9 protein-coding genes are annotated in these 12,450 nt (G+C 68.1%); 3 read left to right on the top strand and 6 right to left on the bottom strand.

Annotated elements, in window-relative coordinates; translation table 11 throughout:
* Positions 1 to 11: 11 nt before the first annotated feature.
* From DEIMA_RS01295 to DEIMA_RS01270, 6 genes are all read right to left on the bottom strand, one after another.
* Complete coding sequence (locus DEIMA_RS01295; RefSeq protein WP_013555426.1) at positions 12 to 1,310, bottom strand: extracellular solute-binding protein; 1,299 nt, start codon at positions 1,308 to 1,310, stop codon at positions 12 to 14.
* 245 nt (positions 1,311 to 1,555) lie between these two features.
* Entirely contained in the window at positions 1,556 to 3,115 is a 1,560-nt protein-coding gene (locus DEIMA_RS01290; RefSeq protein WP_013555425.1) for an alpha-N-arabinofuranosidase, read from the bottom strand.
* Positions 3,116 to 3,293: 178 nt separating this feature from the next.
* On the bottom strand, positions 3,294 to 4,271 hold the full coding sequence (locus DEIMA_RS01285) for an ABC transporter permease (RefSeq protein WP_013555424.1): 978 nt from the start codon (positions 4,269 to 4,271) through the stop codon (positions 3,294 to 3,296).
* Position 4,272: 1 nt separating this feature from the next.
* Positions 4,273 to 5,241 carry an ABC transporter permease gene (locus DEIMA_RS01280; RefSeq protein WP_013555423.1) on the bottom strand — a complete coding sequence of 323 codons (969 nt, stop codon included), beginning with the start codon at positions 5,239 to 5,241 and terminating at the stop codon, positions 4,273 to 4,275.
* Positions 5,225 to 6,766, bottom strand: a complete 1,542-nt coding sequence (locus tag DEIMA_RS01275) for a sugar ABC transporter ATP-binding protein (protein WP_013555422.1) — start codon at positions 6,764 to 6,766, stop codon at positions 5,225 to 5,227. The genes DEIMA_RS01280 and DEIMA_RS01275 overlap by 17 nt, the downstream gene beginning before the upstream one ends.
* 128 nt (positions 6,767 to 6,894) lie before the next feature.
* Positions 6,895 to 7,860 carry an ABC transporter substrate-binding protein gene (locus DEIMA_RS01270; protein ID WP_013555421.1) on the bottom strand — a complete coding sequence of 322 codons (966 nt, stop codon included), beginning with the start codon at positions 7,858 to 7,860 and terminating at the stop codon, positions 6,895 to 6,897.
* Positions 7,861 to 8,507: 647 nt separating this feature from the next.
* Between DEIMA_RS01270 and DEIMA_RS01265 the strand changes: the two genes are divergently transcribed.
* From DEIMA_RS01265 to araA, 3 genes are read left to right on the top strand one after another with little or no spacing between them, the layout of a single operon-like run.
* Positions 8,508 to 10,202, top strand: a complete 1,695-nt coding sequence (locus DEIMA_RS01265) for a ribulokinase (protein ID WP_013555420.1) — start codon at positions 8,508 to 8,510, stop codon at positions 10,200 to 10,202.
* On the top strand, positions 10,199 to 10,906 hold the full coding sequence (locus DEIMA_RS01260; RefSeq protein ID WP_013555419.1) for an L-ribulose-5-phosphate 4-epimerase: 708 nt from the start codon (positions 10,199 to 10,201) through the stop codon (positions 10,904 to 10,906). Before DEIMA_RS01265 ends, DEIMA_RS01260 begins: the two co-directional genes overlap by 4 nt.
* Positions 10,903 to 12,450: an L-arabinose isomerase gene (araA, locus tag DEIMA_RS01255; protein WP_013555418.1), complete on the top strand. Its 1,548-nt coding sequence runs from the start codon at positions 10,903 to 10,905 to the stop codon at positions 12,448 to 12,450. Before DEIMA_RS01260 ends, araA begins: the two co-directional genes overlap by 4 nt.

Below are 12,450 nucleotides of genomic sequence, written 5' to 3'. Positions count from 1 at the left end.
GCCCGCGCCGGTCACTTGTTGAAGCCCTGCAGCGCCGTCTTGAACTTCGCGATGCCCTGGTCGACGGGCAGCTGGCCGAGCAGTACGGGCGTGAAGGCGTTACCGACCGCGTCGTACACGGGGCCGCCCACGCCGAACATCGTGATGGTCGGCTCGAGCTTGGCGTTTTTCGCGGCGGTGGCGCTGAACTGCACGTTGGGTTGCAGGGTCTTGAATTTCGCGTTGTTCTGCGTGGGGAGGTACGCGGGGATGTGCCCGCCGCCCGCCCAGGTGAGGCCGCCCTGCTTGTTGGCGTACGCGATGAATTTCAGCGCGGCGTTGAGTTTCTCGGCGCTCATGGGTTTCTTGGCGTTGGCGGGGATGGCGAGCATGTGCGAGTCCGCCCAGGTGCTGGTGGCGCCGTACAGTTTCGGGAAGCTGGTGATGCCGTAGTCGAAGCGCAGCTGCCCTTTGGTTTTCGCGTCGACCATGGTGGGCACTTCCCAGTTGCCGTTGAGCATCATGGCGGTGCGGCCGGAGGTGAACAGCGCGACGGTGGCGGGGTAGGTGGTGTTCTTGCTGAGCAGCCCGTCGCGGCTCCAGTCGGCCATGACCTGCAGTGCGGCCTTGCCTTTGGTGTCGAGGTCCGCGAGGTTGAGTTTGCCGTTCTTGTCGAGCGTGCCGCCCTGCTGCAGGAACAGGGTGTACCACAGGCGCCACACGGAGGCGGGGTCCTGGTTGCTGCCGAGCGCGATGGGCACGACGCCGGTTTTCTGCTTGATGGTCTGGAGGGCCCTGGTGAGGTCCGCGACGGTGTTCATGGCGGCGGGTTTGCCATCGGCGCCGAGCAGCCCGGCTTTTTTGAGGAGGTCCTTGTTGTAGTAGACGGTGAAGGTGTGGGTGTCGAGGGGGACGCCGTACCACGCGGCCTGGCCGGTTTGCGTGCGGGCGTCGCCGGTCATGGTCTGGACGAGGTTCGCCTGGAAGTCCTTGGGGTTGAGGCCGGCGGCGCTGAGTTCGGCGGTGGTGATGGGGCGCAGGTCTTTCTGCGCGAGGCCGGCGGGCAGGTGGGAGAGGTGGTAGGTCATGACATCGGGCGTCTGGCCGGCAACGACGGCGGTGTGGATCTTGGTATAGAACGGGGCGCCCCAGGTGAGGGTGGTGCGCTGCACGACGATGTCCTTCTGGGATTTGTTGAAGTCGTCGACGATCTGTTTCATGCGGGCGCCGTCGCCGCCGGCGAAGAAGTCCCAGAAGGTCACGGTGGTCTGGGCGGTGGCGGTGGTGCTGAGGGCGACGGCGAGGGCGAGCAGCGTGCGGGGGTGACTCATAACTCCTCCTGAAGGTCGTGCGTAGGGCGGTTGGGGGTCATGTGTGGGCTGCCCCTGGCCGGGGGCCTGGGCAACCAATTCCGTTATGTGAACGATCACAGCTTAGGAGTGAATCTCGTCCAAAGTCAAGACCGTCCTGTCTCGGCGCCGCACCCGTCCGCCCCGCCTGGCCGCGCTGCCACCACGACAACACGCCCCCAACGGCGCCCCACCCGGGCCCCGTTAGGAGCGCGCCACCCGCCCGCTCAGTTCACCGCATGCTGCGTCAGGTACGTCGTGAACGACAGCGGCGGCAACGTCACCGTCACCCCCCGCCCGTCCACACGCGGCGCCGTCAACTCGTACGCCACTACGTTGTCCGGCTGCTCGAAGCTGTTCGCCGCGAGCGGATCCTCGCCCGCCATCTGCCACGCGCGCGTGATCGCGCCCGGCGCCACATCCTCCCAGCACACGCTCACCGTCAGCGGCTCTGTCTGCGAGCGGTTCACCAGGAACACCGCCCCCTCGCCCGTCGTCGGGTCGTAACTCGCCGACGCGTCCAGCTGCGGCACGTCCCCGTACCGCGACGTCTCCTGCAGTGGCGCCTGCACCAGCGCGTCTAGCGCGTACCCGCGCGCGTGGTTGCTGAACAGCGTCAGCGGGTAGAAGATCGTCTGCTTGAACAGCCCGTCGCGGTTCGTCATGATCGGCGCGATCACGTTCACGATCTGCGCGATGCACGCGATCTTCACGACGTCCGCCTTGCGCAGGAACGTGTTCAGCCACGTCGCCACGACCAGCGCGTCCTCCAGGTTGTACTGCTCCTCCAGGATGTGCGGCGCTTCACTCCACTCGCCGTCGCCGCCCTTCGCGCGGTACCAGACGTTCCACTCGTCCCAGCACAGGTGCACGTCCTTTTTCGAGCGGTTCTTGGCCTTCGCCACGCGGATCGCCGCGGCGAGCGTGTCGGCGTGCTCCTCGAACAGGATGCTGCTCGCGAGGTACGAGTCGGTGTCGCGCGGTAGGCCCTCGGTGTTGGAGATGGTCGGGTACGGGTTCGCGGCGTAGTGGTGCATCGAGAAGTAGTCGATGTGGTCGTACGCGCGGTCCAGGACGGTCAGGTCCCAGTCCGGGTAGCCGGGCATGGACGTCGCGGACGACCCGCACGCGATGGTCTTGATGGTGGGGTCCATCCAGCGCATCAGCTTGGCGGCCTGCACAGCCTTGTCGGCGTAGCTGACGGCGTCCATCTGCCCGATCTGCCAGGGGCCGTCCATTTCGTTGCCGAGGCACCAGTACTTCACGCCGAACGGTTCAGCGTGGCCGTTCTGGGCGCGCAGGTCGCTGTAGAGCGTGCCGACGGGGAGGTTCATGTACTCCACGAGGTCAGCGGCGTCCTGGATGCTGCCGGTGCCGAGGTTCACGGCCCACATGGGTTCCGTTCCGATTTCGCGGGCGAATTCCATGAATTCGTGCGGGCCGAACTGATTGGTTTCGATGCTGCGCCAGGCGAGGGCGCGGCGGCGCGGGCGGTCCGCTTTCGGGCCGATGCCGTCCGTCCAGCGGTAACCGGACACGAAGTTCCCGCCGGGGTAGCGCATGATTGTGTAGTTCGTTTCCTTGAGCGCCTGGATGACGTCGCGGCGCAGGCCGCGCTCGTCGGCGTGCGGGGAGGCGGGGTCGTAGATGCCCTCGTAGATGCAGCGGCCCATGTGTTCGGCGAAGCCGCCGAAGATCAGGGGCGAGATGTCCGCGATGGTGCGGTGGGTGTTGAGGGAAACCTTGGCGTGCGTGTGGTTCACGTGGAGGTCCTTTCCGCGCGTCATGGGCGCTGGCCTCCGAGGTGGACCAGGAGGTGCCATGAACGAGCGTTGCTGTTGACTATTCCAGCATACGATGTGAACGATCACAGTCAAGTCCCTTCGAGCAGACATTCACTGTGCTGCGCCGCATCACCACGACAGCGGGGCGGAAAGACCTCCCGCCCCACCCCCACCGCGTCCGTCAGACCCGGCGGCGACTCGCGCTCGACTGCACCACCACGACCACCAGCAGGAACACCCCACGAATCACGTTCTGCCAGAACACATCAATCGAGATAATGCCCTTCCCGTTCTCGAAGTTCAGGACGTTGAAAATCAGGCCCAGCAGCGTCACGCCCACCACCGTGTTGAACAGCGAACCGCGCCCCCCGGTCAGCAGCGTGCCGCCCACCACGACGCCCGCAATCGCCGTGAGCTCCCAGCCCACCCCTTCCGTGGGCTGCCCCGCCCCGAACTGCGACGCCAGAATCACCCCGGCCAGCCCGGCGAGCGTGCCGGAAATCACGTACACGAGCAGCTTCACGCGCCCCACGTTGAAACCCATCAGGCGCGCGGCATCCTCGTTGTCACCGATGCTCAGCGCCGAGCGGCCAAACCGCGTGGAACGCAGCAGCACGAACCCCACCAGGAACACCGCGAGCGTCAGGACCACCGGAATGGGCACGCCCCACCAGTCACCCTGACCGATCCGCACGAATGTACCGTTCGCGTCCACACTCACCGCCGACTGGTTCGACGCCAGCTGCGCCACGCCGCGCGCCCCCAGGAACGTCCCGAGCGTCGCAATGAACGGCTCCACCCGCAAGCGCGTGATGACGATACCGTTCAGCAGGCCCACGAGCGCCCCCGCCACCACCCCCGCCAGCAGGCCCGCCAGCGGCCCGAACGGACTGGCCAGCGCCGCCATCACGCTCGCCATGGCCGCGACGCTCCCCACCGACAGGTCAATGCCGCCCGTAACGATCACGAACGTCATCCCAATGGCGATCAGCATGAACATCGCGTTGTACCGGAAGAAACTGCTGATGTTGTACGCGCTCAGGAACCCGTCGTAGCGCAGGGCCGCGAAACCGACCAGCAGCACCAGGGCGATCAGGGCCCCCTGACCACCCAGGAAGCGCAACGGGAACGCCCGCGCGGCAGGCATGTTCAGGGCCATGTCATTTCCTCCTGTACTGCAGCGCGACCGCCGCAATGATGATGGCCGCCTTCACGATCAGGGCCGCGGCGTCTGGCATGCCCTTAACCAGCAGCGTGTACCGCAGCAGCTGAATGAACAGCGCGCCGACGAGCGTCCCGAACAGCGTTACCTTCCCGCCGCTGAGAGCCGTGCCGCCCACCGCGACCGCCGCGATCGCGTCGAGCTCCATGTTCTGCCCGACTAGGTTCGCGTCCGAGGAGTTGTTCACCGCAATGGTGATCAGGCCCGCGAGGCCCGCGAGCATCCCACTGATGGCGTACACCGCCACGCGGGTGCGCGCGACCGGCACGCCGGACAGCCACGCCGCCTGGGCGTTCCCACCGACCGCGACGACGTGCCGGCCGAACAGCGTGGAGCGCAGCACCCACGTCGCCACCGCGAGGATCAGCAGCATCAGGAACACCTGAATGTTCACGCCGAAAAAGCGCGCGGTGCCGAGGAACGTAAAGGTGGACGGCGGGAAGTTCACGAGGGCGCCGCCGCTGATGACCTGCGCGATGCCGCGCCCGGCAATGAACAGCACCAGCGTCGCAATAATCGGCTGCACGTGAAAGCGCGTGACCAGCAGGCCATTGAACACGCCGCACAGGCCCGCCGCCGTGAGCGGCAGCAGCACCGCCAGCCCGAGGGCCACGCCGGGCGAGAGGTGCGCGTTCAGGAACAGCAAGGGCGCGATGGCGCCGCTGATCGCCATGATCGACCCGACCGACAGGTCAATGCCGCCCGTGGCGATCACGTACGTCATGCCCACTGCGACGATCAGGATGGTCGCCGTCTGCGTCATGTTGATGTTCAGCGTGTTGAGCGTCAGGAAGTTCGGGGTGGTGACGACATTGAACAGCACCAGCCCGAGCAGGGCGATCAGCGCGCTGAACTGCGCGACGTTCACGGCGGGACGCCGCGCGGGCGTCTTAGTGGTGGCCAGCATGTGCACGTCCTCCATCGGCGGCGTCGTGCGCCATGGCCGCCAGCATGTTGTCCTCGCTGAGTTCACCTTCGCTCAGGTGCTGCACGGGTCGCCCGTCGCGCAGGACCGTGACGCGGTGGCACCCCTCGATGAGTTCCTCCAGGTCCGAGGAGATCATCAGCACGCCCAGGCCGTCCTCGGCGAGTTCGCTGATGAGCCGCTGGATTTCCGCTTTGGCGCCCACGTCAATGCCGCGCGTGGGCTCGTCGAGGATCAGCAGGTCCGGGTTCATGCACAGCCACCGGGCGAGCAGCACCTTCTGCTGATTCCCGCCGGACAGCTCGCGGATCGGCTGCTCGAAGCTGGCGCAGCGCACGCCGAGCCGCCCCGCGAAGGTCTCCACGACCCGCTGCTGCTCGGCGCGGTTCACGATGCCCGCGCGGGTCAGGCGCGGCAGGAGCGCCAGCGTGAGGTTCTCGCGCACGGACCAGTCGGGGATGATCCCGTCGTGCTTGCGGTCCTCGCCGCAGAACGCGACGCCGTCACGGATGGCGTCGTGCGGGGTGCGCCAGTGCACGCGGCGGCCTTTGAAGTGAACCTCGCCGGAGCGGGGTGGCTCGGCCGCGAACAGCGTCCGCGCGGTTTCGGTGCGGCCCGACCCGAGCAGGCCCGCGAGGCCCACGACCTCCTTGCGGCGCACCTGCAGGTCCACGCCCTGCACGCGCGGCTCGCGGTGCAGGCGCGCGGCGTCCAGGACCGTTTCGGCCCCGCGCTCCGTCCGCGCGAAGCCGGTCTGCCCCTCGCGCACGACCTCCTGCGCGTTCCGGCCGAGCATGCTCGAGACGAGCTGCAGTTTGCTGAGCTGCGGCAGCGGCCCCTGGTACACCGTCAGGCCGTCCCGCATGACGGTGATGTGGCTGCAGATCGAGTACAGCTCATCCAGGCGGTGCGACACGAAGATCACCGACACGCCCGCGTCGCGCAGTTGACGGATCACGCGGAAGAGCGTTTCGACTTCGCGGTCATCCAGGGACGAGGTGGGTTCATCCATCACGACGAGGCGCGCGTTGAGGGCCAGCGCGCGGGCAATGGCGACCATCTGCTGCACGGCAATGCTGTAGTGCTCCAGGGGCCGGGTGACGTCCACGTTCACGCCGATGCCGCCAAGGAGCTCGCGGGTGCGGGCGTGCGTGGCGCGCCAGTCGATCAGGCCGAATCGGCGCGGTTCGTGCCCGAGCAGCACGTTCTCGGAGACCGTCTGGAGGCGCACGAGGTTCACCTCCTGGTAGATGGTGGCGATCCCGGCCTCCTGCGCGCGCTTCGGGGTGGCGAAGTCGGCGGGGCGCCCGCCGAAGTGCACTTCGCCGTGGTCTTTGCGGTACGCGCCCGTCAGGATCTTGAGCAGGGTGGATTTGCCGGCGCCGTTCTGGCCGATCAGGGCGTGCACCTCGCCGCGCCCGACGTGCAGGTGCGCGCCGCGCAGGGCAGGCACACCACCGAAGGTCTTGTGAATGTCGGTCATGTGAAGCAGGGCGTCTTGGGTCATGGGTCCTCGCGGGGTGGATGACAGGGCGCAGGGTCAGGTGCGTTGGCGTGCACCTGACCCTGGAGTGGGACGGACGGAGCCTCAGGGGCGCCGGGGCGCCCGGCCGGCCCTGGCCGCCCATGCCCGGCTCAGAAGGCGCTGGCCAGGTTCTGCTTGGCGTTGGTGATGTCGAAGAAGCGGTCCTCGTTCACGAGGCGCCCGGCGATCTGCTTGCCGGCGGCGTAGTCCTTGAGCGTCTGGAAGGCCTTCACGCCGAAACGCGGGTTGCATTCCACGGTCGCGCCGAGCTTCCCGGCGATGATCGCGTCGAGGGCGGAACGTTGCCCGTCGATGCTGACGATGGTGATGTCCTTGCCGGGTTTGCGGCCGGCCGTTTCGAGTGCCGTGATGGCGCCGAGGGCCATCTCGTCGTTGTGGGCGTACACGGCGGTCGCCTCGGGGTGCGCCTGAATGAGCGTTTCCATGACCTTGCGGCCTTCGTCGCGGGTGAAGTTCCCCGTTTGCGACGCGATGATCTTAATGCCCGGGTACTTCTTGATGTAGTCGCCGAAGCCCTTTTCGCGGTCGATGGCGGGGGAGGAGCCGGTGGAGCCTTTGAGCTCGATGATTTTCGCTTTGCCGCCGGTTTGTTTGACGAGCCATTCGGCGGCGCGGCGGCCTTCGTCGTAGAAGTCGCTGCCGATGAACGCGACGAAGTCACGGCCGGGTTTGGCGACGGCCTCGTCGACTTTGCGGTCGATGACGAACAGGGGGATGCCGGCGCGTTTGGCTTCGAGGACGACGGGCGTGAGGGGTTTTTCCTCGCGGGGGGTGAGGAAGATGGCGTCGACGCGCTGCGCGATGCAGGAGCGGACGTCGGCGGCCTGTTTGGCGGCGGAGCCGTTGGCGTTCGTGAAGACGAGCGTCCAGCCGAGGCGTTTGGCTTCGTCCTGCATGGATTTCGTCTGGGCGAGGCGCCAGGGGTTGTCCATTTCGGATTGGTTGAAGCACACGCGGTATTTGGGTTTGACGGCCAGTTTGGGGAGGGCGGCCTGTGCGGCGGCGAGGGTGAGGGTGGCGGCGACGGCGGACAGCAGTACGGGTTTGATGTTCATAGGGCCTCCTAAGGCACGGCAGTGGCCGGGCTGAGCGCCGCGGTGAGGCGCGGTGCGATCAGCCGAGGTGCAGGGTGAGGTGGGCTTTGGGCTGAGGGGCTTCAAGCGGGAATTGTATGTGAACGGTCACAGATTACGGTATCCCTGTCCCCGAAGTCAATCACCCGTCGGCGCTTTGGTTCTTCCTGCCGGACCATCGAGCAGACCGGCGAAAACCTATACGTATTGAGCGGTGTCTTGCTGCACACCTGAATCGTTTAAGGTTCGGGTGTTCCACATGAACTTCAGCGCCCTCGCCGCCCAAGCCGAACTCCCGCCTGGGCACCCCGTGCCTGATCGCCTGTCCGAGAAAGTGTCGCTCCAGGCCGGTGCTGGGGCACACCTGGAGCTCAACCGTTGTGCATGTGCGGCTGCTCGGTCCAGAGCCTGACGTTCAGGCGAGAACGCTCGGTCCACGGCTCCGAAAGTCGCCAGGCCCTGCCTTGCACTTTCCGGGGCTCGGACTCGTGAGGGCCCGAGCCGGGGCGGGCGCCGTGCGGGAGTGCCGAGCGTTGACACGCGGAGCGACGCATCCTACGATGTGAGCGTTCACAGATAATCTGGTATTACTCCACTGTCGCGCCCCCACTCACCCACAGGAGCCCCACATGACTGACCGCTACGCCGTCGGCGTCGACTTCGGCAGCGAATCCGGCCGCGCCGTCATCGTCCGCACCCACGACGGCACCATCGTCGGCGAAGCCGTCACCCCCTACGCCCACGCCGTCATGGACCACCACCTCCCCACCGGCGAACGCCTCGGCCACGCCTGGGCCCTCCAACACCCCCAGGACTACCTCGACGTCCTCCAACAGGCCGTCCCCGCCGCCCTCAACGCCAGCGGCGTCCACCCCGACCAGGTGATCGGCCTCGGCATCGACTTCACCGCCTGCACCATGCTCCCCACCCGCGCCGACGGCACGCCCCTGTGCTTCTTGCCCGAGTATGCGCGCCGCCCGCACGCCTGGGTAAAACTCTGGAAGCACCACGCCGCGCAACCCCAGGCCGACCGCATCAACGCCCTCGCCGAAACGCGCGGCGAACCCTGGCTCGCCCGCTACGGCGGCAAGCAGTCCAGCGAATGGTTCTTCGCCAAGGCCCTCCAGATCCTCGAAGAAGACCCCAGCACGTACGCCGCCAGCGACCGCCTCCTCGAAGCGGCCGACTGGGTCGTGTGGCAGCTCACCGGCGTGGAAACCCGCAACGCCTGCACCGCCGGGTACAAAGCCATCCACCAGGACGGCCAGTTCCCCACCACTGACTTCTTCGCGGCCCTGCACCCCGACTTCGCGGACATCGTCCAGACCCGCATGAGCATCACCCTCGCGCCCCTCGGCGCCCAGGCCGGCACGCTCACCGCGCAGGCCGCCACCTGGACCGGCCTGAACCCCGGCACGCCCGTCGCCGTCGCCAACGTCGACGCGCACGTCGCCGTGCCCGCCGCCGGCGTCACCGAACCCGGCCGCATGGTCGCCATCATGGGCACCAGCACCTGCCACATGCTCCTCGGCGAGCACCTCCGCGACGTCCCCGGCATGTGCGGCGTCGTCCCGGACGGCATCATCCCCGGCCTGTACGGCTACGAAGCCGGCCAGAGCGGCGTCGGCGACCTCTTCGCGTGGTTCGTGAAGCACGGCGTGCCTCCCGAATACCACGAGCAGGCGCGCCGCGAAGGCCTCAGCCTCCACGCCCTGCTCGAACGCGAAGCGGCCACCCAGCACCCCGGCGCGCACGGCCTGATCGCCCTCGACTGGCTCAACGGCAACCGCAGCGTCCTCGTGGACGCGCACCTCAGCGGCCTGATCCTCGGCCTCACCCTCCACACCCGCGCGCCCGACATCTACCGCGCCCTCATCGAAGCGACCGCGTACGGCACGCGCCTCATCATCGAAACCTTCGAGGCCAGCGGCGTGCCCGTGCACGAACTCGTCATCGCCGGCGGCCTGAAACGCAACCGCCTGCTCATGCAGATCTACGCCGACGTCACCGGCCGGCCACTCAGCCTGCTCGACGTCGAGCAGGGCCCCGCGCTCGGCAGCGCCATGCACGCCGCCGTGGCGGGCGGCGCGCACCCCGACATCTTCGCGGCCGCCCGCGCCATGGGGAAAGTCCAGACCCGCGCGTACACGCCGATCCCCGAGCACCAACGCGTCTACGACCGCCTGTACGCCGAGTACCGCACCCTCCACGACCACTTCGGGCGCGGCGCGAACGACGTCATGCACCGCCTCCTCGCCCTCAAGGAAGCCGCCATGCCCGGTGCCGACACCCTGGAGCGCGCCGTTGCGGAGGTGAGCGCATGACCCGCCCCGCCCCCGAACCGGCGCGCCCCCTGACGCACGAATCCCAGCGCCGCGCCCTCGTGGACCTGCACCGCGAACTCCCCCGCAACGGCCTCGTCACCTGGACCAGCGGGAACATCAGCGCCCGCGTGCCCGAAGGCCTGCTCATCAAACCCAGCGGCGTCACCTTTGAGGACCTCACGCCCGAAAGCATGGTCCTCACGGACCCCCACGCGAACGTCCTCGAAGGTCACCTCAGCCCCTCCTCGGACACCGCCACGCACGCGTACATCTACCGGCACCTTCCGCACGTCGGCGGCATCGTCCACACCCACAGCCCGTACGCGACCGCGTGGGCCGCGAACGCCCGCGAGATCCCTTGCGTCCTCACCGCCATGGCCGACGAATTCGGCGGGCCCATCCCCTGCGGCGACTTCGCCCTCATCGGCGGCGAGGAGATCGGCGCGGAAGTCGTGCGCGTCCTGCGCGGCCACCGCAGCCCCGCCCTGATCCTGCGCAACCACGGCGTGTTCACCATCGGCCCCACCCCCAAAGCCGCCCTGAAAGCCGCCGTGATGTGCGAGGACGTCGCCCGCACCGTCCTCCTCGCCTGCCAGCTCGGGAACGTCCAACCGATCCGCCAGGACCACATCGACCAGCTTTACGCCCGCTACCAGGGCGTGTACGGCCAGCGCGGCACCCCCGCCGGAAAAGGAAACGCATGACCACCCTCACCGCCAGCACCCCCCGCGCCCACGCGCCCGCCCACCTCGCGCCCGCCGAACTGTGGTTCGTGTGCGGCTCGCAGCACCTTTACGGCCCGGAAACGCTCGAACACGTCGCCCGCAACGCCGAGGAGATCGCGCGCGGCCTGCACGCCAGCGACAGCGTCCCCGTCGGCGTCGTGTTCAAGGGCGTCATGACCACCAGCGCCGACATCCGCGCGCTCTGCCTGCAGGCGAACGCCGACCCGCGCTGCGCCGGGCTGGTGCTGTGGATGCACACCTTCTCACCCGCGAAGATGTGGATCGGCGGCCTGAGCGCCCTCACGAAACCCATCGCGCACCTCCACACGCAGCACGGCCGCGACCTCCCCTGGGCCGATATCGACATGGACTTCATGAACCTCCACCAGGCCGCGCACGGCGACCGCGAAGCGGGCTTCCTGCACACCCGCATGCGCCTGGAACGCAAGGTCATCGTCGGCCACTGGACGGACCCCGAAGTGCAGGCCCGCCTGGGCGTCTGGGCGCGCGCCGCGTGGGCGTGGCACGACCTGCAGGGCGCGAAGATCGCCCGCTTCGGCGACAACATGCGCAACGTCGCCGTGACGGAGGGCGACAAGGTTGCCGCCGAGATGCGCTTTGGGTTCGCCACGAACGCGCACGCCGTCGGCGACCTCGTCGAACGCGTGAACCTCGTGACCAACGCGGACGTGGACGCCCTCATCCAGACGTACCTCGACGAGTACGACGTCGCCCCGGACCTCCTGCCGGGCGCGGACCGCCACGCGTCCCTGCGCGACGCCGCCCGCATCGAACTCGGCCTGCGCGCCTTCCTCGACGAAGGCGGCTTCGTGGGCTTCACGGACAACTTCGAGGACCTGCACGGCCTCAAGCAACTCCCCGGCATCGCCACGCAACGCCTGATGAACGACGGGTACGGCTTCGGCGGCGAAGGCGACTGGAAAACCGCCGCGCTCGTGCGCGCCATGAAAGTCATGGCGCACGGCCTGGGCGGCGGCACGTCCTTCATGGAGGACTACACCTACCACCTCGAACCCGGACGGCACCAGGTGCTCGGCGCGCACATGCTGGAAATCTGCCCCAGCATCGCCCACGGCAAACCCCGCGTGGAAGTCCACCCCCTCGGCATCGGCGGCAAGGACGACCCCGTGCGCCTCGTGTTCGACGCGCGCCCCGGCGCGGCCCTCAACGCCTCCCTCGTGGACCTCGGCGGACGCTTCCGCCTGATCGTGAACACCGTGCAGTCCGTCGAGCACCCGGACCTCCCGAACCTCCCCGTCGCGCGCGCCGTGTGGGAACCCCAACCCGACTTCAAGACCGCGTGCGCCGCGTGGATCTACGCGGGCGGCGCGCACCACACCGGCTACAGCGATGTTCTCACGCCCGAACACCTCGAGGACTTCGCCGCCATCGCTGGCATCGAGCTCGTCACCATCGACGAGGGCACCAACCTGCGCGACCTCCGCCAGAGCCTGCGCCTCAGCGACCTGTACTACGCCCTCGCGCAGGGCCTGCGCGCGTAA

Source organism: Deinococcus maricopensis DSM 21211 (genome assembly GCF_000186385.1).
GTDB classification, from domain to species: Bacteria; Deinococcota; Deinococci; order Deinococcales; family Deinococcaceae; genus Deinococcus_B; species Deinococcus_B maricopensis.
The sequence above is the reverse complement of the archived record's forward strand: the minus strand, read 5'-3'. Positions and strand labels throughout refer to the sequence as shown.